This window comes from Halobacterium sp. DL1 (genome assembly GCA_000230955.3).
GTDB lineage: Archaea > Halobacteriota > Halobacteria > Halobacteriales > Halobacteriaceae > Halobacterium.
The window spans coordinates 2,075,973-2,097,515 of sequence record CP007060.1; the positions used below are offsets into that span (position 1 = coordinate 2,075,973).

General features: G+C 67.8%; 21 protein-coding genes. 13 read left to right on the forward strand and 8 right to left on the reverse strand.

The annotated features are described in order from the left end of the window. Positions 1-18: 18 nt before the first annotated feature. From HALDL1_12625 to HALDL1_12645, 5 genes are all read right to left on the reverse strand, one after another. Positions 19-276: an acc operon protein gene (locus tag HALDL1_12625; GenBank protein AHG04344.1), complete on the reverse strand. Its 258-nt coding sequence runs from the start codon at positions 274-276 to the stop codon at positions 19-21. Next, entirely contained in the window at positions 276-1,826 is a 1,551-nt protein-coding gene (locus tag HALDL1_12630) for a methylmalonyl-CoA carboxyltransferase (protein AHG04345.1), read from the reverse strand. The genes HALDL1_12625 and HALDL1_12630 overlap by 1 nt, the downstream gene beginning before the upstream one ends. A 72-nt stretch (positions 1,827-1,898) precedes the next feature. Next, positions 1,899-3,332 (reverse strand): daunorubicin ABC transporter ATP-binding protein, encoded by a 1,434-nt coding sequence (locus HALDL1_12635; GenBank protein AHG04346.1) that lies wholly within the window; start codon positions 3,330-3,332, stop codon positions 1,899-1,901. Between the two features lie 138 nt (positions 3,333-3,470). Then, positions 3,471-4,820, reverse strand: a complete 1,350-nt coding sequence (locus tag HALDL1_12640) for a daunorubicin ABC transporter ATP-binding protein (protein AHG04347.1) — start codon at positions 4,818-4,820, stop codon at positions 3,471-3,473. A gap of 159 nt (positions 4,821-4,979) precedes the next feature. Continuing rightward, the gene (locus HALDL1_12645; protein AHG04348.1) at positions 4,980-5,684 is read right to left on the reverse strand and encodes a glucose 1-dehydrogenase; all 705 of its coding nucleotides are present in this window, start codon (positions 5,682-5,684) and stop codon (positions 4,980-4,982) included. A 104-nt stretch (positions 5,685-5,788) separates the two neighbouring features. Between HALDL1_12645 and HALDL1_12650 the strand changes: the two genes are divergently transcribed. The 4 genes from HALDL1_12650 to HALDL1_12665 all read left to right on the forward strand — a co-directional run bounded on the left by HALDL1_12650 (position 5,789) and on the right by HALDL1_12665 (position 9,051). Beyond that, a complete protein-coding gene (locus HALDL1_12650; protein ID AHG04349.1) occupies positions 5,789-6,427 on the forward strand; it encodes a hypothetical protein in 639 nt (212 codons plus the stop codon). A gap of 168 nt (positions 6,428-6,595) precedes the next feature. Further along, positions 6,596-7,744, forward strand: coding sequence for a succinyl-CoA synthetase subunit beta (locus HALDL1_12655; protein AHG04350.1), 1,149 nt, complete (start codon positions 6,596-6,598; stop codon positions 7,742-7,744). Next, positions 7,741-8,610 carry a succinyl-CoA synthetase subsunit alpha gene (locus tag HALDL1_12660; GenBank protein ID AHG04351.1) on the forward strand — a complete coding sequence of 290 codons (870 nt, stop codon included), beginning with the start codon at positions 7,741-7,743 and terminating at the stop codon, positions 8,608-8,610. The genes HALDL1_12655 and HALDL1_12660 overlap by 4 nt, the downstream gene beginning before the upstream one ends. A 243-nt stretch (positions 8,611-8,853) precedes the next feature. Next, positions 8,854-9,051, forward strand: a complete 198-nt coding sequence (locus HALDL1_12665; GenBank protein AHG04352.1) for a hypothetical protein — start codon at positions 8,854-8,856, stop codon at positions 9,049-9,051. Positions 9,052-9,164: 113 nt separating this feature from the next. On the opposite strand, the gene HALDL1_12670 is transcribed toward HALDL1_12665, so the two are convergent. After that, complete coding sequence (locus tag HALDL1_12670) at positions 9,165-10,673, reverse strand: phosphoenolpyruvate carboxykinase (protein ID AHG04353.1); 1,509 nt, start codon at positions 10,671-10,673, stop codon at positions 9,165-9,167. A 162-nt stretch (positions 10,674-10,835) separates the two neighbouring features. Between HALDL1_12670 and HALDL1_12675 the strand changes: the two genes are divergently transcribed. The 4 genes from HALDL1_12675 to HALDL1_12690 all read left to right on the forward strand — a co-directional run bounded on the left by HALDL1_12675 (position 10,836) and on the right by HALDL1_12690 (position 13,589). After that, a complete protein-coding gene (locus HALDL1_12675) occupies positions 10,836-11,861 on the forward strand; it encodes a modification methylase (protein ID AHG04354.1) in 1,026 nt (341 codons plus the stop codon). A 91-nt stretch (positions 11,862-11,952) separates the two neighbouring features. After that, positions 11,953-12,099, forward strand: coding sequence for a hypothetical protein (locus tag HALDL1_12680; GenBank protein ID AHG04355.1), 147 nt, complete (start codon positions 11,953-11,955; stop codon positions 12,097-12,099). Positions 12,100-12,174: 75 nt separating this feature from the next. Next, positions 12,175-13,203 (forward strand): hypothetical protein, encoded by a 1,029-nt coding sequence (locus HALDL1_12685; protein ID AHG04356.1) that lies wholly within the window; start codon positions 12,175-12,177, stop codon positions 13,201-13,203. Between the two features lie 191 nt (positions 13,204-13,394). After that, positions 13,395-13,589 carry a hypothetical protein gene (locus HALDL1_12690; protein AHG04357.1) on the forward strand — a complete coding sequence of 65 codons (195 nt, stop codon included), beginning with the start codon at positions 13,395-13,397 and terminating at the stop codon, positions 13,587-13,589. A gap of 26 nt (positions 13,590-13,615) precedes the next feature. Here HALDL1_12690 and HALDL1_12695 read toward each other — a convergent pair whose 3' ends face one another. Next, the gene (locus HALDL1_12695) at positions 13,616-14,188 is read right to left on the reverse strand and encodes a hypothetical protein (GenBank protein AHG05340.1); all 573 of its coding nucleotides are present in this window, start codon (positions 14,186-14,188) and stop codon (positions 13,616-13,618) included. A gap of 217 nt (positions 14,189-14,405) precedes the next feature. On the opposite strand from HALDL1_12695, the gene HALDL1_12700 reads away from it, so the two are divergent. From HALDL1_12700 to HALDL1_12715, 4 genes are all read left to right on the forward strand, one after another. After that, the gene (locus HALDL1_12700) at positions 14,406-15,866 is read left to right on the forward strand and encodes a beta-lactamase (GenBank protein ID AHG04358.1); all 1,461 of its coding nucleotides are present in this window, start codon (positions 14,406-14,408) and stop codon (positions 15,864-15,866) included. Then, positions 15,863-16,177, forward strand: a complete 315-nt coding sequence (locus HALDL1_12705; GenBank protein AHG04359.1) for a hypothetical protein — start codon at positions 15,863-15,865, stop codon at positions 16,175-16,177. The genes HALDL1_12700 and HALDL1_12705 overlap by 4 nt, the downstream gene beginning before the upstream one ends. Before the next feature lie 121 nt (positions 16,178-16,298). Beyond that, complete coding sequence (locus HALDL1_12710; protein ID AHG04360.1) at positions 16,299-16,838, forward strand: hypothetical protein; 540 nt, start codon at positions 16,299-16,301, stop codon at positions 16,836-16,838. A 131-nt stretch (positions 16,839-16,969) separates the two neighbouring features. Further along, the gene (locus tag HALDL1_12715; protein ID AHG04361.1) at positions 16,970-18,139 is read left to right on the forward strand and encodes a peptidase M19; all 1,170 of its coding nucleotides are present in this window, start codon (positions 16,970-16,972) and stop codon (positions 18,137-18,139) included. A gap of 229 nt (positions 18,140-18,368) precedes the next feature. On the opposite strand, the gene HALDL1_12720 is transcribed toward HALDL1_12715, so the two are convergent. Then, complete coding sequence (locus HALDL1_12720; protein ID AHG04362.1) at positions 18,369-20,039, reverse strand: ABC transporter substrate-binding protein; 1,671 nt, start codon at positions 20,037-20,039, stop codon at positions 18,369-18,371. 177 nt (positions 20,040-20,216) lie between these two features. On the opposite strand from HALDL1_12720, the gene HALDL1_12725 reads away from it, so the two are divergent. Then, entirely contained in the window at positions 20,217-21,377 is a 1,161-nt protein-coding gene (locus HALDL1_12725) for a peptidase M19 (GenBank protein AHG04363.1), read from the forward strand. Positions 21,378-21,543 lie beyond the last annotated feature (166 nt).

Sequence of the window (21,543 nt, forward strand, 5' to 3'; positions counted from 1 at the left end):
CGATAACTCTTCGGGCAGTCAGAACCGGTCGCGGCGGCCCGCCGCGCTCCAGGCGTCCGTCGGCGCGCCGTCCGGCACGCGCACTGGCCCCCCGTCGAGAGCCTCGATGCGCCCGGCGAACGACCACTTGCGGCCGGTCCACGTCGGTCCCTCCTCGCCCTCCGCGGCCGCGGCTTCGAGGGCCGCGAGGTGGGCGCTGACAGCGGCGGCGATGGCGGCCGCCTCCTCGTCGCTGGCGTCGTCGGGAACCGCGACGTCGTACTCCTCGGGGGGCATCACAGCGGGATGTTGCCGTGTTTCTTCTCGGGCGTGTCCTCGCGCTTGCTCGCCAGCATCTCGAGGTCCGAGATGAGCCGCGGGCGGGTCTCGGTGGGTTCGATGACGGCGTCGAGGTAGCCCCGGTCGGCGGCCGTGTACGGGTTCGCGAACTCCTCGCGGTACTCGTCGATGAGTTCCTCGCGGAGCTCTTCGGGGTCCTCGGCGTCCTCCAGTTCGTCGCGGTAGAGGACGTTCACGGCGCCCTTCGGCCCCATCACGGCGATTTCGGCGGTCGGCCACGCGTAGTTGACGTCCGCGCCGATGTGCTTGCTCGACATCACGTCGTAGGCGCCGCCGTAGGCCTTCCGCGTGATGACCGTGAGGAGGGGGACGCTGGCCTCCGAGAACGCGTACAGCAGTTTCGCGCCGTGGCGGATGATGCCGTCGTGCTCCTGGTCAGTGCCGGGGAGGAAGCCGGGCACGTCCACGAACGTCAGAATCGGGACGTTGAACGAGTCGCAGAGCCGCACGAACCGGCTGGCCTTCTCGGAGGCCTCGATGTCGAGGGTGCCCGCGTTCACGCGGGGCTGGTTGGCGACCACACCGACCGAGCGGCCGTCGAGGCGCGCGAAGCCGACGACGATGTTCTTCGCGAAGTTCTCGTGGACCTCGAAGAACGAGCCCTCGTCGGCGACGCTCCCGATGACGTCGGTCATGTCGTAGGGCTTGCGGGGTTCGTCGGGGACGATGGACTCCAGTTCCTCGTCGCGGCGCTCGGGGTCGTCCCACGGCTCGACGCGGGGCGGGTCCTCGACGTTGTTCTGGGGGAGGTAGGAGAGCAGTCGGCGGATGTCGTCGAGGGCCTGCTCCTCGTCGTCGCAGGCGAAGTGCGCGACGCCCGATTCGGAGGAGTGGGTGGTCGCGCCGCCCAGCTCCTCGAAGCCGACCTCCTCGCCGGTGACCGTCTTGATGACGTCCGGCCCGGTGATGAACATGTGGCTGGTGTCCTTCACCATGAAGACGAAGTCCGTGATAGCGGGCGAGTAGACCGCGCCGCCCGCACAGGGCCCCATGATGGCCGAAATCTGGGGGACGACGCCGGAGGCCTTCTCGTTACGCGTGAAGATCTCGGCGTAGCCGCCGAGGGAGTCCACTCCCTCCTGGATGCGTGCGCCCGCGGAGTCGTTGAGGCCGACGACGGGGGCACCGACCTCCATCGCCTTGTCCATCACCTTCGTCACCTTCTCGGCGAACACCTCGCCGAGGCTGCCGCCGAAGACGGTGAAGTCGTGGGCGAAGACGAAGACGGTGCGGCCGTTGACCTCGCCGTAGCCCGTGACGACGCCGTCGCCGGGGAGCTGTTTCTCCTCCATCCCGAAGTTGTGGCTCCGGTGGGTGCGGAGGCGGTCGAACTCTTCGAACGTGTCGTCGTCGAGGAAGTAGTCGATGCGCTCCCGGGCGGTCATCTTCCCCTTCTCGTGCTGGGACTCGATGCGGTCCTCGCCGCCGCCGAGGAGTGCGCGCTCGGTCTTCTCGCGCAGTTCCTCGATGCGCTCTTCCATCGTCATCTGATTGTGCCATGCTTCCAGCACCGAGGGCAAAAGGATTCCGAGACGGGTACAGCCGGCCGAAGAATCCGGCTACAGTACCGACCGCGGGCTCCGGAGTCCGGCGAACGCGGCGAGGACGAGCACAACGCTGGCGACGGCCAGCAATCGAGTCTGGTCGAACGTCACGCCGAGCACCGACACCGGGTCGACGGTGACGCCGACTGCGGCGAGGACGCCGGAGACGAGTGTGAACGTGAGAAACAGCGGGATGACGACGCCGACAGCGTACAGCCACGGCGTCCCGAGACTGCTCGCGAACGCGCCCGCGCCCCGGCGGTACTCGTCGAGCGCGTCGGCGCCCATCACCCACCCGACGAAGAGCAGCAGGCCGACGAGGCCGCCGGTGAGCAGCAGGTCGACGAGCGTGCTGGCGACGAAGTCGAACAGCGCGGGGTCGAGCGCGCAGACGGTGCCCGTCGCCGCGAAGAGGCCGGTGAGCCCGGCGGTCGCCGCCCGTCGCGAGAGGCCGTACTCGTCGACGAGGAACGACACCGGAATCTCCAGCATCGAGATGGAGGAGGAGAGCGCCGCGAGCGAGACGGCGCCGAAGAAGACGACGCCGACCAGCTGGCCGTACGGCAGCGCAGCGAACGCGCCCGCGAGGCTGACGAACAGCGCGCCCGGGCCGCCGCCGCCCACGCCGACGCCGAGCGCGAACAGGATGGGGAAGACGACGAGGCCCGCGAGCAGGCCGACGAGCGTGTTGACGCCCGCGATGGCCGTGCCGTCGGTGGCGAGTGAACGGTCCTCGCCGAGGTAGGAGGCGTACGTGAGCATCGTGCCCGCGCCCAGCGACAGCGTGAACAGCGCCTGGCCCGCGGCGGCCGGGAGGATGGCGAGGAAGTTCGCCCGCAAGTAGCCGAGGTCGGGGGAGAGGAAGAACGCCAGCCCCTGGCCCGCGCCGTCGAGGCTCAGTCCCCAGGCGGCGAGGCCGACGAGCAGCACGAGGAGCGCCGGAACCATCACCTTCGCCGCCCGCTCGATGCCCCGCTGGACGCCCCGCAGGACGACGAACGCGGTGAGACCGAGGAACAGCAGGTGGAAGCCGACCGCTTCGAGTCCGAAGTTGATGCTCTCGAAGTACACCTCGGGGTCGCCGAAGTAGGCGCCGCCGAAACTGGCGACGACGTAGCGGAGAATCCACCCGCCCACGACGCTGTAGAACGACAACAGGGCGACGGCGGTGACGACGAACAGGTAGCCGAAGCCGGCCCAGTTGCGGGACCCCGAGAGCGCGCCGAGCGAGCCCACGGGATTGCGTTTCCCCCGCCGCCCGACGACGAGTTCGCCGAGGAGGCCGGGCACGCCGACGAGCAAAACGATGGCGAGGTAGACGACGAGGAACGCCGCGCCCCCGTTCTCGCCGGTCATCCACGGGAACCGCCAGAGGTTCCCGAGGCCGACGGCGCTGCCGACGGCCGCGAGGATGAATCCGAGCCGCGTCTTCCAGGATTCGCGAGTCATTGCAGAGCGTTGCGACCACCCGCATTTGAGAGTTGTGACCGAGGATTCCACAAACTGTCGAGAGCGCGTCGTTTCGAGCCGTAGAGGCAGTTTTGGCCGGAACCCGTGGTGGCGATTACCACCACTCGGTGAGGATTCTTAGACGTACGGCAGCGGCACGTTCGGCGCGGGGTAGATCGTCGTCACGCCGAGGTAGAGGGTGACGAAGACGCCCAGGAGGACGAACGTCCGCACGGACCAGAGCCACGCCGTCGCGAACGCGTGGCCGCCACCGGTCCCCTTCGTTATCTCGTCGACGGCCTCGGGGCCGTACACCCAGCCGACGAAGACGACGCCGAGCAGCACCGAGGTCGGGAGCAACACCTTGTACGCGAGCGTGTCGAACCAGCCGAGCCACGCGGTGTTCCACGCGGACAGCGAGCCGAGCAAGAACAGCGCGCCGGCGAAGCCGAACGCGACGGCGGGACGGCTGGCGCCGTAGTTGTCGACGAGGTAGGCGGTGACCACCTCGAGCAGGCTGATTGCCGAGGAGAGCGCGGCGATGAGCACCACGCCGAAGAAGACGACGCCGAGGACCTGGCCGGCGGCGCCGAGGTCGGCGAAGGCCTGGGCGACGGAGACGAACAGCGCGCCCGCGCCACCGCCCGCAGCGTCCTCCGGAATCTGGCCGAACTGCACGAACAGTAACGGGAGAACGACGAGGCCCGCGAGCAGGCCGACGAACGTGTTCAGCACGACGATGAGGCTGCCGTCGGCGGGGAGGCTGTCGTCGCCGCCGAGGTAGGAGGCGTAGGTTATCATCGCGCCCATCCCCAGGGACAGCGAGAAGAACGCCTGACTGACGGCGAACGGGACGATGCTGCCGAGGTTGTTCGCGAGGTAGTCGAAGTCCGGGGAGAGGTAGTAGCCGTAGGCCGCGGCCGCGCCGTCCAGCGTGAACGCGTACACCGCGAGGCCGACGAGGATGACGACGATGGAGGGCACCATCAGTTTGGTCGCCTTCTCGATGCCGTCCTCGATGCCGAACGCGACGATTGAGGCCGTGAATCCCATGAAGGCGGCGTGGAACGCGATGGCCTCCCAGCCCATCGAGATGCGCCCGAAGTAGTCGCCTGGCGTCGCGAAGTACGCGCCCGTGGCGCTGCCGACGATGTACCGCATCACCCACCCGCCGACGACGCTGTAGTAGGAGAGAATCCACAGCCCAGTCAGCAGGCCGAGGGCGCCGACGACGGTCCACGCGGGTCGGTTCAGTCGGTCGAACGCCTCGATGGCGTTGATGTTCGAGCGGCGGCCGACGACGAACTCCCCGAGGATGGCGGGGAGGCCGATGAGGAGCGCCGCGAGGAGGTAGACGAAGACGAACGCCGCGCCGCCGTTCGTCGCCGTCTTGAACGGAAACTGCCAGATGTTCCCGAGGCCCACGGCGCTGCCGACGGCCGCGAGAATGAATCCGAGGCGGGTCGCCCAGGTCTCTCGTTCTGCCATTGTGTCCGGCATCTACCGCCGATGTCACGGAAAAGCGATTCGGATTGAACGATAGAACCGGCACAGTATGCCGTTTCTACGGCTGTTTATGCCCGTGTACTGGGAGTTTAACTGTTGGCTAATCAGGGGGTTCGGGGAACGACCCCTTCGCCGGTGGGGTCAGGCCTCGCCGTAGACGGGGACGGCGGCCCCGCTGGTCGGCGGTGCGGCGTCAGAACAGAGCGTCACCACGACGCGCGCAATCTCCGCGGGGTCGACCCACGAGTCGTGGTCGGCGTCCGGCATCATCTCGCGGTTGGCGGGCGTGTCGATGACCGACGGCATGACGGCGTTCGCGCGCACCTCGCCGGCGTTCTCCTCGGCGATGGTCTCGGTCAGCAGGCGCACGCCGGCCTTCGACGCGCGGTACGGACCGTCGCCCTCGCCGCCCTCCAGGGAGGCCCGTGCCGAGACGGAGACGATGGCGCCCGAGGCGTCCTGCAGGTGCGGGAGCGCGTGCTTGCTCGCGAGGAACATCGTCTTCAGGTTCACGTCGAACACCTGGTCGAACGTCTCGGCGTCCGTCTCCTCGATGGGCGACCCGCCCTTCCACATTCCCGCGACGTTACAGAGGCAGTCGAGGCCGCCGTGGGCGTCCACGACGCCGGAGACGACCTGCTCGGCCGCGGCGTCGTCGGTGAGGTCGCCGCGGTAGAACGGCACCTCGCCGCGGTCGAGTTGGGTCTCCTCGTCCGGCTCCACCACGTCCGTCCCACAGACGGTCGCGCCCGCCTCGTCGAAGGCGCGACAGACCGCGCTCCCGAGGGCGCCCGACGCACCGGTCACCAGCACCACGTCGCCGTCGAAGTCGAACTCCGCGTGCATGATGCTCACTCACACGCCCAGCACCGTAAACGTACCCGGGCGCTCCGGTCAGCCCGGTTCCGCCGACCAGCCACTGTTATGTCAGCGCAGTTCGGAGTGGGGACATGGACCCCGACAGACGCCTCCTCCTCGGTGGCGGCGCGCTCGTCGCGCTTTCGGCCGTCGTCAGCGTGTTCGCCTACCCCGAGATGCCCGCGGAGATGGCGACCCACTGGAACGCCAGCGGCGACGTCGACGGGACGATGTCCCGCGAACTCGGCCTCGCGCTCCTGCCCGCCCTCTCGCTCGGCACGCTCGGCCTGTTCTACGTCCTCCCGCGCGTGGACCCCCGCGACGACTTCGAGAACTTCCGGTTCGCCTACGACGCCTTCGCGCTCGCGACCATCGCCTTCGTCGGCTACGTACACGGCCTAGTCGTGCTGGTGAACGCGGGCTACGAGTTCGGCGTCCTGCAGGGCATCGCGCCCGCCGTCGGTGGCCTCTACGTGCTCGCGGGGTACGTCACCGAGCGCACCGAGCAGAACTGGTTCGTCGGCGTGCGGACCCCGTGGACACTCGAGGACGAGCAGGTGTGGGCAGAGACGAACCAGCTCGTCGCACGGCTGTTCACGGTCGGCGGCGTCGTGGCCGCTGCCGGCGCGGTCGTCCCCGAGTACGCCGTCGCCCTGATCGTCGGGCCGCCCGTCGTCGCCGTCGTCGTCTCCGCCGGCTACTCGTACTACCGATACCAGAGGGCGGCGTAGGCCCGGGAAGGAGTGCCGCCGTCGTGGACCAGGACTCTCGCTGGTGGGCGGCGACGTTGCCGTCGACGGCCGCGTGGACGGGTAATAGACGTCGCCGAGTCGGTGGCGTTTCCCCGCGGTTTCGGTACTTCTAACAGGGACTCGCCGAAACTACGTACCGAGCCCAAAATGAAACTGCACGAGTACCAGGCGAAGCAGGTCTTCGCCGACGCGGGCATCCCGACCCCAGGGTCGGCGCTCGCAACGTCTGCCGACGAGGTAGTAGAGGTCGCCGACGACCTCGGCTACCCCGTCGCGGTGAAAGCGCAGGTACACGTCGGCGGCCGCGGGAAGGCCGGCGGTATCAAGCTTGTCGACGACGCAGAGGAGGCCCGCGAGGCCGCCGATTCGATCCTCGGGATGGACCTGAAGGGGTACACGGTCGGGAAGGTCCTCGTCGAGGAAGCCGTCGACTTCACGAACGAACTGTACGTGGGTGTCACGATGGACCGCGGCGAGGGCGAGCCCGTCGCCATGGTCTCCGAACAGGGCGGCGTCAACATCGAGGAGGTCGCCGAGGAGGACCCCGACGCCATCGCGCGCGAGCACATCGACCCGGCGTTCGGGATGCATCCCTACCAGGCCCGCAAGGTCGTCTACGAGGCCGACATCCCCCGCGACGTCGCGGGCGACGTCGCCAGCATCCTCACGACGCTGTACGACCTCTACGAGGCCAAGGACGGCTCCGACATCGAGATCAACCCGCTGATGGTCACCAGCGACGGCGACGTCGTCGCGGCCGACGCCGTGATGAACGTCGACGACGACGCGCTGTTCCGTCACCCGGACCTCGCGGAGATGGAGGACGAGGCCGCGGGCGACGACCTCGAGGCGAAGGCCAACGAGTACGGCTTCGACTACGTCCGCCTCGACGGCAACGTCGGCATCATCGGCAACGGCGCCGGTCTCGTGATGACGACGCTCGACCTCGTCGACTACTACGGCGGGAAGCCCGCGAACTTCCTGGACATCGGCGGCGGTGCGAAGGCCGAGCGCGTGACCAACGCCCTCGACATGGTGTTCTCCGACGAGAACGTCGACTCGGTCGTCTTCAACATCTTCGGTGGCATCACCCGCGGCGACGAGGTCGCGAAGGGCATCAACGCCGCCCTCGAACAGTTCGACGAGATTCCCAAGCCGGTGGTCGTCCGACTCGCGGGGACGAACGCCGCGGAGGGCCGCGAGATACTGAACGCGGACCTCGTCACCGTCGAGGAGACCCTCGAAGGGGCGGTGCAGCGCGCTGTCGAGTACGCGAACACGGAGGCTGAACAATGAGCATCCTGGTAGACGACGACACCCGCGTCGTGGTGCAGGGCATCACGGGCGGGGAAGGCAAGTTCCACGCCGAACAGATGATCGACTACGGGACGAACGTCGTCGCTGGCGCCGTCCCCGGCAAGGGCGGCCAGGAGGTCGCTGGCGTCCCCGTCTACGACACCGTCGACGCCGCCGTCGAGGAGGAGGACGCCGACGCGTCGGTCGTCTTCGTCCCGCCGGCGTTCGCCGCGGACGCCGTCTTCGAGGGGCTCGACACGGACCTCGACCTCGTGGTCGCCATCACGGAGGGCATCCCCACGCAGGACATGGCGAAGGTGAACAAGCGCCTGAGCGAGGTCGACACCCGCCTCCTCGGGCCGAACTGCCCGGGCATCATCACGCCCGGCGAGTCCAAACTCGGCATCCTCCCCGGCAACATCTTCGAGTCCGGGAACGTCGGCCTGGTCTCTCGGTCGGGCACGCTCACCTACCAGGTCGTCGACTCCCTCACGTCGCGGGGTATCGGCCAGACCACCGCCATCGGCATCGGCGGCGACCCCATCATCGGGACGGACTTCATCGACGCCCTCGAACTGTTCGAGGCCGACCCGGACACCCACGCCGTCGTGATGTGCGGCGAGATCGGCGGCGAGGACGAGGAGGACGCCGCCGAGTTCATCGCCCAGAACATGGACACGCCGGTCGCCGGGTTCATCGCTGGCCGCACCGCACCGCCGGGCAAGCGCATGGGCCACGCGGGCGCCATCGTCTCCGGCAGCGGCACCGGCACCGCCGAATCGAAGATCAACGCGCTCAACGACGCGGGCGTTCCCGTCGGTGACACCCCCGAGGAGGTCGCCGACGACATCGAGGACCTGCTGTAAGGCAACTCGGCCGCTTCTCCGTTCTCCACGCCGACTAGCGACGCGACTCGACCCGGACGCGACCAGCGACGCCCACAGACAGCGAGTTCACTGTACCGGTTGGTCCAGTCTGGTTTCGGCCAGGTCCGGCACCCACGACCGGAAATGACGGTTTGTCCCGGGTTAATTCGGATTAAGCGTCGCTAATCCAGGGGGTACTGTCGCGCCGGTTTTTGATGTCCCCGGCAGAACGGAGAGACGACCATGCCTACTACCGCCCCCGAGACGGACCACCACGAGTTCTGCGAGCGCTGCGACCGAGACACCCCCCACAGCGTCGCGATCGAACTGCGCACGGAGAGCGACCGGTCGGAGAACACCGAGTTCTCACGGGAGCCCTACCGCGTGAGCACCTGTATGAGCTGTGACGGCACGACCGCCCTCCGGATGAACGACGCCTGAACCAGTCTGTGGAGCGTCGGTTCTCAGGCTCGCTGTCGGACCGGGATTCCTCTCGTCCCTGTTTCTAATCTCCGACACTCCCCCAAAACAAGAGATTCCGCTGCGCTTCGTGGTCAGTACGCGGCGTCCCGGATCTCCTCGCGCAGGTCCTCGAACTGCTGGAGGTACTCCTGGCGCTCGGCGCGGACCGCCGCCAGTTCGCCCTGGTAGTCTTCGACGTGGTCCGGCGGGTAGAACGCCTCGATGTCCATGCCGGGGACGTGCTCGGGGATCTCCAGACCGAGCGTGTCGTCGCTCCGCCAGTCGATGCTGTCGCGCGCGACCTCGCAGAGGATGGTGACGGACTCCGTGACGCCGACGTCCTTCGTCCCGGCGCCGAGGTGGCCGGTGTTGATGACGAAGCAGTCGACGTCGTTGGCGGCGACGAGGTCGTGGAAGCGGTTGCCCTCCTCGCCCTCCGAGCCCATGATGAAGGGGTTGGTGCCGACGACGCGGATGGCTTCCCCGGCCTTCTCGGGGTCGCCCGCGCTGGTCTCGATGGACTCGCCGAGCATGAACGCGATGGCGGCCTGCTCGGGCGTGAGGCGGGCGACCGGCGGCATCACGGGGTTCCGGGTGATGAAGAACATCTGGTCGACGTCCGGCAGGTCGATCTCCTCGCTCGCGCTCTCGAGGTCGTCGCGGCGGACGACCGCGCGACCGTTGCTGGTGAGCGTGTCGTCGTCGAAGTCGACGGCGCCGTCGTCCGCGACGGCGACGTTCTCCAGCACGGCCTGTTCGCGCGTCGCGGCGTGGTGGAGGGCCGGCTGCTCGTCGGCGTCCAGGCCGTCGGTCTTGATGTAGAGGCCGCCGCCCTCCGAACCGGTGACGGTGCCATCCGGCAGGAGCGCGCAGACGTCGTCCTGGAGCATCTCCGCGCCCTCGGGGTCGTCGAGCCAGCAGCCGTGACAGGTCAGCGTGGACTTCCCGGTGGCCGAGAGGCCCAGGAACGCCTGGCCGACGGTCTGGAGGTCGCCGGCCTCGTCCTCGACGCGGACGCGCTTGCTACCGGCGTGGAGGCCCAGACCGCCCAGCTGCTTCGCGCGGTGCATGTAGAGCCGCAGGAAGGACTTCTTCGCCTCGCCAGTGTAGTCGCTGCCGAGCACGTACGTGACCCCGGCGTCGACGTCCACCCGAATCCGGGTGTCGGCCTCGTCGGGCAGCTGGAGCGTCTCGAAGTCCGGTTCGCGGCCCTCCGGTGCCGGCTCCAGCAGTTTCGCCCACGCCAGCGCGATGCGACCGTACTCCTTCGGGACGTAGAGCCGGCAGCAGAACGCGGTCTCGTCGTGGCGGCCGACCATGCGGTCGAGGCAGACGAGTTCGCTCTCGCGGGCGCGGTCCTGCGCGGCGTCCATCAGCCCGCGGTCGGACTCGGTGAACTCGTCGTCGACCGAGTTCTTCGTTCGGTCGGCGCTGCGCGACCGGAACTCGCTCACGTAGGACGGACTCCCGTACTCCGTCGTCGTCTCCAGGTGCTCGGAGAACGCCCGGAGCTCGTCGAACGAGGGGTCGTACGTGACGTTCTCCGCCGTTCTGGGGTCCGGGAAGTCGTGCGTGACTGTTTCCGGCACGTGCTCGCTCATCAGTTCTGCCTACCGCCGCCAAGCAGTATAACAATGCGGTTTCTATGCCGAGCGCGACGGCGCGAACGCAGAGTAACCGTCGCCTACCACCTCGTGTGTAGACCCCGTCCGCCGCTCTCCCGAGCGAAACGCGTATGTGGCCCGCCGCGGACGCCTGACGTGATGGAGACGACCCACCGCGTCCACGTCGGCGACGCCCGCGACCTGCCGCTCGCCGACGACAGCGCGGACCTCGTCGTCACGTCGCCACCCTACCCCATGATCGAGATGTGGGACGAGACGTTCGCCGCACTCGACCCCGCAGTCGGCGACGCGCTCGACGCGGGCGACGGCGCTCGCGCCCACGACCTGATGCTCGACGTGCTCGACGACGCCTGGGCGGAGGTCGCGCGCGTCCTCCGGCCCGGCGGCATCGCGGTGGTGAACGTCGGCGACGCCACTCGCACGGTCGGTCGGTTCCGGGTCTACGACAACCACGCTCGCATCACGCAGACGTTCGAGGAGCTGGGCTTCGACCCGCTGCCGGGCGTGCTGTGGCGCAAGCCCGCCAACAGCGCCGCGAAGTTCATGGGCAGCGGGATGGTGCCGCCGAACGCCTACGTCACGCTCGAACGCGAGCACGTCCTCGTCTTCCGGAACGGCGAGCGCCGCAGTTTCGAGCCGGGCGCCGACCGGCGCTACGAGGCCGCCTACTTCTGGGAGGAGCGCAACCGCTGGTTCTCCGACGTCTGGACGGACCTCGGCGGCGAGCGCCAGGCGCTCGCGGACCCCGACCTCCGGGAGCGCTCGGCGGCGTTCCCGCTGGCACTCCCCTACCGCCTCGTCAACATGTACTCCGTCTACGGCGACACCGTCCTCGACCCGTTCTGGGGGACCGGGACGACGAGTCTCGCGGCGGCCGTCGCGGGCCGCAGTTCCGTCGGCGTCGAACACGACCCCGGATTCGCCAACGCGTTCGCCGAACGCATCCGGGAGGCGCCCCACCTCTCACGGGAGTTCGCCCGCCAGCGACTCGCCGACCACCGCGAGTTCGTCCGCGGAACCGACGACGCCCTCGACTACGAGGCCGAAAACTACGACACGCGCGTCCGGACCAACCAGGAGCGCCGCATCCAGTTCTACGAGGTCGCGGACGTGGCGGAGACGCCGGATGGGTGGCGGGCGACACACGAACCGTACCGGGAGTGAGTGCCGCGGGCCGGGCGCTCGTTCCAACGACGCAACCACCTGGTCGACAGTTGGCCACGGAGCATAACCGCCAGCGACGACTGTTATCGGTATGACGTATCAGACCACCGTGGGCTGGTCGCTGCTCAGTTCGGGCGTCGTCACACTGTTGCTCGCGTACCTCCCCGGCGACTCGGTCTGGTGGGGCGTCGGGCTGCTAGTCGTCGGCGCTGCAGTGCTGCTCTACCGCCAGGTGTAGTCGAGCGGACGATGTACGACGACAACCGCGGAAGTTGCAGGCAAAGGAGCCCGAGGTCCGCACGGGTGGGACGGGATGAGTGACGGCCGGCCGGATAGCTCTGCCCAGCCCCCCAACCAGAGCCGACTGACGAACGTCGGGTTCGTCCGGTGGCTGTTGCTCTCGGGGAGTCGCCGGGTGCTCACCCTCGCCCTCTCGGTGCTCGTCCTCGCCATCCTCCTCACGGTCGGCACCGTCTGGGAGTTCGAGATGGAGGTGCTGGTCAACGAGACGCGGGCCGTGCAGTCCCTGTTCAACACCCTGCTCGGCGGCATCATCCTCTTCGTCTCAGTCGTCCTCTCCATCAACATCGCCGTTCTCTCCCAGGAACTCGGCCCGCTGCAGAGCGAGCAGTCACAGATAGAGGACGCCCTCGAGTTCAAGACGGAGCTGACCGAGGCCGTCGATGCGGACGTCAACACCACCGAAACGGAGACCCTCTACCCCTTCCTCGTCCGGTCGATCCGGCGGGAGTGCGAGCAGCTCCGGGCGAGCGCCGAGCGGCTGGGCGAGGACCCAGCAGGCGAGGCGGTCGCGGCGTTCGCCTCGTCGGTGGAGCAGGAACTCGCCCGGGTCGAGGACCGCCTTCACTCCGACAGCCGCCGGCTGACGCCGACGCTGCTGGCCGGTCTCGACTACGACCTCGCACACCAGATTGCCACGGCACGGCACCTCCAGTTGACCCACGGCGACAGCCTCGGGGAGTCCGGTAGCGCGGCGCTCGCCAACCTCCTCGAACTGTTCACAGCGTTCGCCTCCGGGCGGGAGTACTTCCAGACGCTGTACTTCAAGCGGGAGGTCCAGAACCTCACCCGGGACCTGCTGTTCCTCGCGCTCCCGGTCATCGTCTTCACGTCCCACGTCCTGCTCGCCATCGACGCAGGGCTGTTCCCCCAGTCGGGCGCCCTCGGGATACAGCCCCGGCTGCTGTACGTGAGCATCGGGTACGCCATCGCGCTCTCGCCGTACCTCCTGTTGAGCGCGTACATGCTCCGCATCGTCAGCGTCTCGCGGCTCGCCACGGCGTCGACGGGCTTCAGATTCGACGACGACGGGTCGGCGTGACGAGCGCCGTCTACCCGGCAGCCTGCCGGAGGAACTGGTAACCACCCGGCAGTTCCGTGCAGCCAATCGCCGACGAAGTGGCTCCGAACCGCCAGCATCCTGCGAGAACGGTTAATCCGGTAGGAGTCGCCTACCAGAGTGTTCCACGATCCATGCGCAGTAAGAGCACGTTAACGGTCTTCAGCCTCGTGATGGCGGTCGTCGGTCGTGAGTTCGCGGCGCTCGTCCGGGGACTGGCGTTCTGGACGGCGGTGATACTGCCGCTCGTCTATCTCGTGCTCCTCGTGGTCGGCTCGCCGACTGTCAGCGACCCCGCCGCCGTGGCGGTGTTTGCAGCCTTCAACGTCGTCTCACTGGTGCTCGGACACGGCTACGGCGAGCCGTAGTCGCGACAGTGGAGCGGTGCCTCGAGTTACTCCTCGTCGCCGCTCCACAGTAGCCGCAGTACGGTGGCGATGCTGACCGCACCGACCGCGACCAGCCCCCCGAGACCGACCGGCCCCTGGGTCTCGTCGACCGTCGGCCCCGGTGGTTCTCCCACCACCGCCCGCTGGGGGACCGACTCGCAGGAGAGCCCGATCCACTGGTCGTTGCACACCTCGGCGCTGTTGACGATGAAGACGGTGTCCTCCCGGACCTCGTCCGGTTCGCTGTCCCCGTACGCCACCATCGAGATGGAGAGCGGGACCTCCGACCGCTTGTCGAGCAGGAGCGCGTCGTAGGCGATGGACGTGCCGGCCTCCCAGTTCGCGAACGCGCAGTTGTCCGCGACCTCCTCGTGTGGCTCCGTCGTCCCGGTCACTGAGAGCCACTGCCCGACGTAGTTGTCCTCGAACTCGTCGACCCGCGGGACGATGAACAGCCTCGTCACCCGCGTGTCCTGGTCCTCCAGTCCCCCGAGACCGACGGCCGACGCTCCCAACCCGACGGCTGACGCGCCGACCGCGCCCGACTGTTCGATGAACTCCCGCCGAGTGTGAGTCATCAGCTGGTGGCCTCCGGTCCCTAGTTCCTCGCTGAACTGGAAAAGCCCACTGGCGACCGGCAGTCCCTGGCCGGTAGCTGCCCCGTTACTGGCGGAAGACGCTCTGCTACTGTTGGCCTGTTCTGCCCCCGCTTGTTCGCTTTCTTAACCTCATCTGGTAACTAACTGGCTTCCATCTCGACAGTAGAGCCATCGGCGTCCGTCGGCTAGTACGCCCATGCGACGGCGCCTCCTCGCGGTCGGTCTCGTCGTCCTCCTCGTCGGTGCAGCCGGCTGCGTCGGCACCGACCAGGCCGGCACACCGACCAGCGAGACGGCGGGGACGGACGCCACACCATTTGCGACGACCGGGACGACAGTCAACGGCGGGACGAACGGGACACTCGAGGTCCACTTCATCAACACCGGGCAGGCGAGCGCGACGCTGGTCGTCGGCCCGTCGAACGAGACGATGCTCGTCGACACCGGGGACTGGCGCGACGGCGGCGAGGGGGTGCTCGACTACCTCCGTGCGCAGAACGTCGACCGGATCGACTACCTCGTGACCACGCACGCGGACGCCGACCACATCGGCGGACACGCCGAGGTCATCGACTACTACGAGACGAAAGCCGACGGGGTCGGCGCCGTCTACGACCCCGGCATCGCGTCGGCGTCCGCCACCTACGAGGACTACCTCGACGCCGTCGAGCGCCACGACGTCCCGCTGTACGAGACGCGGGCCGGCGACACCGTCCCGCTGGACGGCGCGACGGTCGAGGTGCTCTCGCCGCCCCGACCGTACCTCGCCAACGACGAGAAAAACGAGAACAGCGTCGTGCTCGACGTGACGTTCGGGAACACGAGCTTCCTGCTCACGGGCGACGCGGGCGAGACCGCCGAGCGACGGCTCGTCGAAGCGTACGGCGACGAGTTGAACGCGACGGTGCTCCAGGCCGGCCACCACGGCAGCGACACGTCGACGAGCGCGCCGTTCCTGGACGCCGTGGAGCCGTCGCTCGTCGTCATCTCGAGCGCGTACGACTCGCAGTACGGCCACCCCCACGAGGCCGTCCTCGAACGACTCGCCGCCCGGAGCCTCCCGACGTACTGGACCGCCACCCACGGCGACGTCGTCACGGTCAGTAACGGGGAGACCGTGACCGTCCTCACCCAGCAGGCGGCGCCCACCGACGCGACGAACCTCCGCGAGGGCGAGCCCATCGAACCGGCGAACGCGACCGGCGTGACCGAGCGGGCGACGGTCGAGGGCAGCGCGGTCGAGTCGACGGAGACGACGGCCACGGACGGCGGCACGACGACGGCCACGGCGTCAGAGACCACGACCGCGGAGTCGACCACCGCGGGCCAGCTCGCGGTCGAGACGGTCCACCCGGACGCCGCGGGCGACGAACGGGACAACCTGAACGACGAGTACGTTGTCTTCGAGAATACCGGCGACGAGCGACTCGACATCTCGGGGTGGACAGTCACCGACGAGGCCGACCACAGCTTCACGGTGCCCGAGGGCGTCAGCCTCGACCCGGGTGAGACAGTGACGCTGCACACCGGGAGCGGCACCGACACGGCGACGGACCTGTACTGGGGGTCAGGGAGCCCCGTCTGGAACAACGGCGGCGACACCGTCTTCGTCACGACCGACGACGGCGAACTCGTCGTGGAGGAGTCCTACTCGTGAGCGAAACTCGCACCGCAGTCCTCGACCGCTTCGAGACGACCGACGGCGGCGACGAACTCGCCGTCCTGCTCGTGGAGGCCGACGGCGAGGTGGTCGACGAACTGGTCGTGGACCGCGAACTGCTTCCCGCGGACGGACGCCACGAGAACGCCGTCTTCGCGGTGACGCTGGCCGACGGCGAACTGACGGAGATAGCGTACCGCCCCGAGGAGACAGAGGCGAGGACGGAGGCCGCGCAGTCACGGTTCGACCGCCTGTCGCGCCGGCCGCCGTCAGACGAGGAGGAAGCGGAGGACGCGGACTCATCGTAAGCGTCGGGGTTCGGACGCGCCCAGTTGAACAAGAGTTTTGCTCCAGGGGGAGCGAGTCGGCGGTAGCAGACGCGGTTCCGACGGGACGACACGCCATGAATCTCCACGCACCTCTGACGCCATGACAGGCGACGCCCCGGGCCTCGACACGGAGTTCTACGCCATCGAGGGCGACGTCTCCACAGACGAGTTCCTCGCAGTCGCGAGGGTGTACGCCCGCGAGGTGGCGCGGAACTACGACCTCTCGGTGGCCGTCGACGACCTGGAGTGGGAGGTGAGCAAGCGCGCGAAGCGCCGGGCCGGGGCGGTGAAGTACCGGAACGGGGAGCCAGAGACGGTGTCGCTCACGTGGGAACTGTTTCAGGAGCGTGGGTGGGGCGCGGCGGCGGAGACCATCCGCCACGAACTGATCCACGTCCACCTGCTGAACGAGGACGGCGACCCCAGCCACGGCAGCGAGTTCGAGGCCTGGGCAAATCGATTGCAGACGCCGGTCACCTGCGACCTGTTCGCGGAGCCGAACTACTGGGTCGAATGCAGGGCCTGCGGGAGTGAGATGGCCCGGTACCGGGAATCGAAGCTCGTGCGCAATCCTGATGCGTACCGCTGTGGCGGCTGTGGCGGCGAACTCCGGTCGCGAGAGACCACCGGCGCCGACTGAGCCGCGGGGTGACAGAGCCGCCGGGTCGAGCGCCGCTTCCCGGTTCCGCTATTCGACCGTTCCCGGGCGCCTCGGCCACGGTATTGACCGATACCCCAACGTTGAATATCGCAGGACGGCTCTTCGTTCCAATGACAGACAAACAGTTCGACGGCTACGAAGCGTACGAGTACCTCGTCGCCGGCGAGGACTACCGGACGGTCGAACTGCCGGAGATGCACGCGGGGTTCGAGCCCCACGAGGTCGAACTCACCGCGGAGCAGGAGGAACGGGTCGAGGCGGTCAACGACGGGACTATCGTCTCGCTGCACGAACACCCCTTCTACTTCCCGGAGGACGTCCACGAGGACCTCTGGGACTACATCCGCGAGGGCCGCATCCACGCCGCCTACGAGGACCTCTCGAAGGCCCCGCTGGACGCGGTGTTCGACTTCCACCTCGACGGCCTCTCCGGCATCCATTCGAAACACGGCTGGAAGTGGGACGACATCGTCTCCGACGTCGCCATGCGCGCCGCCGACCAGGCCCACTCCGACTACGCCATCCGCTGTGGCGACGTCGACGACATCCACCGCGCGAACGAGGAGGGGAACCTCGCGTTCGTCCCGTCCCTGGAGTCGGCCGCGATGGTGGAGAACGAACTCGACCGCATCGACCTCCTCTACGGCATGGGCATCCGCCTCATGGGCGTCACCTACAACGCCTCCAACAGCATCGGCACCGGCCAGGGCGACATCTACGAGCGCGACGGCGGCCTCACCTCGTTCGGCGTCGACGCCGTCCACCGCATGAACGACGTGGGAATGGCCGTCAGCACGAGTCACTCCAGCCCGCAGACCACCCTCGACGTCTGCGAGGTGAGCGAGAAACCCGTCTTCGACACCCACGCACTCGCCCAGACCGGCGGGATGAACCAGCGCGGCTCCTCCGACGAGGCACTCCAGGCGCTCGCCGACACGGGCGGCGTCATCGGCGTGCTCTCCTCGACGCACCTCCCGGACATCGAGACGTACATGGAGCACTTCGAGTACATGGTCGACCTCGTCGGCATCGACCACGTCGCCTTCGGCCCCGACGTCCTCTACGGCGACCACACCGCACTGCTGGAGGTCCTCGCCACCTTCCACGGCGTCGAACTCCCGGACAGTACGATGGAGAACCCCTACGTGAAGGGCCTGGAGAACCCGACGGAGGCCTGGCAGAACATCCCCCGCTGGCTCGTCAAGGAAGGCTACGACGACGAAGAGATCCAGAAGGTCCTCGGCGGCAACATCCTCCGCGCCCTCGAGGAAGTCTGGTAGCGGACGCCGACGCCCGCTTCGAGGCGGGAGCGTCCTCTGACGGAGACGATAGGGAGACGACAGCTGGGGTTTTCGCGGCGCTCGAACGGCTACCGAGTAGCTCCGGGTGTGTGAGAATCGAATCAGTTCTGTGAACTGCGAGCGGAGTGTGTCGCGACTCGAGAACCCGGTCTGCGGAGAGTCGAGAAGCGGTGCGGGCGGCGGCTCGTGACCGCCGATTGGGGCTCGGTTACTCGTCGAGCCAGACGCGCTCGAAGAACCAGAGCGTGTCGTACGGGTAGTTGAAGTTCTCCACGGACGGCTGGAACGCCGACGTGATGTTCTGCCAGTACGGGTAGTACTTGCCCGCCTCCTCGTTGTTGATCTCGTAGATGCGCTTGTACTTCTGGTAGCGCTCCTCGCGGTCGGTCGTCTGCCGGGCCTCTGTGAGGAGCGTCTGGATCTCGTCGTTGACGTAGTTGCCGTAGTTGAAGAACGCGCCGTCGGTGAGGTTGACGGTGAGCACCTGGTCGGGGTCGTACATCCCGTCGAAGGCGCCCGCCGAGAAGCCGAACTCGAAGTTCGTGGTGCGCTGGAACTGCGTGCTCTTGTCGACCAGCCGGAGCTCGTGCTCGAGACCGATGGTGTCAGCGAGCTGGGCCTGGAGCACCTCGTAGGCCTTGATGTCGCGTTCGAGGCCCTGGTTGGCGTAGTTCGTGAACGAGATCTCCGAGGCGTCGACGCCCGCCTCGTCGAGCAGTTCGTTCGCGCGCTCGACGTTCTGGCCCTCGAAGGGGTCGTCGAGTTCGTCGATGTTCCAGCCGGTCGCGGGCGCGAGCGGCTGGTTGTTGGTGTTCTCGGCGGTGCCGCGGAAGACGACCTTCCGGTAGGCCTCCCAGTCGATGGCGTGCAGAACGGCCTTCCGGACCCGCGGGTCGTCGAACGGCGGTTTCTGGGTGTTGAACTGGAAGATGCCCATGAACCCGCCGGGGCCGGTGCGGCTAGTCTCCAGGGAGTCGCTGTTGCGGATGCTCTCGTCGTCCTTTGCGGGGACGACGTCGATCCAGTGGAGTTCGCCCTGGCGAAGTGCCTGGAGCTTCGTGCCGTCGTCCGGGTAGATGTTCAGCCGGAGTTCGTCGAGGTACGGGAGCGTGTTGCCGTCGTCGTCGGTCTTCCAGTAGTCGTCGAAGGCCTCCAGGTAGACGTGGTCGCCCTGCACCCACTCGGCGAGCTGGAACGGGCCGGAGCCGACCGGGTTCTGGGACATGTCGCCCTCCTCGTCGGCCTTCTTGTTGACGATGCCGACGACGAAGCCGACGTTGGATTCGAGCGACGCGAACGGCTTGTCACCGGTGTCGAAGACGGCGGTGTGCTCGTCGCGGGCCTCGACGCTGACCTGCTGGGAGAACAGCAGGTTCGCGGTGTGCTGCGCGTTGGCCTGCATCGTCTCGAACGTGTGCTTGACGTCCGTCGCGGTCACCGGTTCGCCGTTGTGGAAGACGGCGTCCTCCGCGAGGTCGAAGACGAGCGTCGTCTCGTCCTCCCACTCCCAGGCGGTCGCGAGGTCGCCGACCAGCTTGAGCTGGTCGTCCTGGATCTCGTACCGGAGGAGCTTCGAGTAGATATTGTACATCACCTGCATCGACTGCAGGCTGGTGACCGAGCGCCCGTCGAGCGTGAGGACGCCGACGTTCATGCCCGCGTTCAGCGTGCCGCCGGTCTGTATCTCGGCGGCCTCGGTGGTCGTGGAGTCGTCAGGGGAGTCGCTGTCGGTGGTCGTCGTGCTGTCCGAGTCGGAACCGCCGCCGAGACAGCCAGCCAGGCCGAGCAGCCCCGCTGCCGGGCCGAGCGTCTTCAGCAGGTCCCGGCGGCTCGTAGAGGAAACGTCGTCTACGAGAACTTTCTCAGTACGCTTTGCCATGCATTCCCATGTGATGTTGCGAATATAGGGCTGTTGGTAGAAGCAGTGCTTGTCCCGAAAACGGACGGCAGACGGCCCAGCGAACGTGTATTTATTCCTGTACTTGTGGTCGTTCAGGCGCCGGAACTGGGGTGGGTCCGCGGAACTGCTAAGTAGCCCGGCAGGCCACCGGGAGTCGTGACCAGCCAAGAGAACTACCGCTCCTACGACTACCTCGTCGCCGGCGAGGACTACCGCGCGTTCGAACTGGCCGAGATGCACGCCGGCTTCGAACCGTACCAGGTCCCCCTCTCCCCCGAGGACGAGGAACGTCTGGACGACGTGCTCGCCGAGGACACCGTCGTCTCACTGCACGAGCACCCGTTCCAGTTCCCCGCGGACATCGAGGGTGACACCTGGGACTACATCCGCGAGGGCCGCGTCCACACGCCGTACGACTTCCTCGCCGAGGCGCCCCTGGACGCGGTGTTCGACTTCCACCTCGACGGCCTCTCCGGCATCCATTCGAAACACGGCTGGAAGTGGGACGACATCGTCTCCGACGTCGCCATGCGCGCCGCCGACCAGGCCCACTCCGACTACGCCATCCGCTGTGGCGACGTCGACGACATCCACCGCGCACGCGACGAAGGCAAGTTGGCGTTCGTCCCGGCGCTCGAATCGTCGGCGATGGTGGAGAACGAACTCGACCGCATCGACCTCCTCTACGGCATGGGCATCCGCCTCATGGGCGTCACCTACAACGCCTCCAACAGCATCGGGACGGGGAAACGGGACATCTACGAGCGCGACGGCGGCCTCACCTCGTTCGGCGTCGACGCCGTCCACCGCATGAACGACGTGGGAATCGCGGTCAGCACGAGTCACGCGAGCGAGCAGACCACCCTCGACGTCTGCGAGGTGAGCGAGAAACCCGTCTTCGACACCCACGCCCTCGCCGCGGGCGTCGGCGACCGCGGCACGTCGGACGCCTGCTTCGAGGCCATCGCGGAGACCGGCGGCGTGGTCGGCGTCGTCGCGTCGAGCGTGCTCCCGGACATCGAGACGTACATGGAGCACTTCGAGTACATGGTCGACCTCGTCGGCATCGACCACGTCGCCTTCGGCCCCGACGTCCTCTACGGCGACCACCGGGCGCTCCTCGGGTTGCTCGCCGAGCAGCACGACATCGACCCGCCGGGCGAAATCGGCGGCCGCTACCACGTGAAGGGGCTGGAGAACCCGACGGAGGCCTGGCAGAACATCCCCCGCTGGCTCGTCAAGGAAGGCTACGACGACGAGGAAATCCAGAAGGTCCTCGGCGGCAACATCCTCCGCGCCCTCGAGGAAGTCTGGTAGGTCGAGCATCGGTCGGCGTGGGTGCCGCGGCGGGCCTCGTTCTCGGCGGGCGCCCGACCACCGCGAGTACCGCTCGCCGGACTGACATACGAGTGCGTTTATTCCGGCGCGAGCGCCGCTCAAACCGCCACATAACCCGATATATTCTCGTGTATCGCAATGTCTT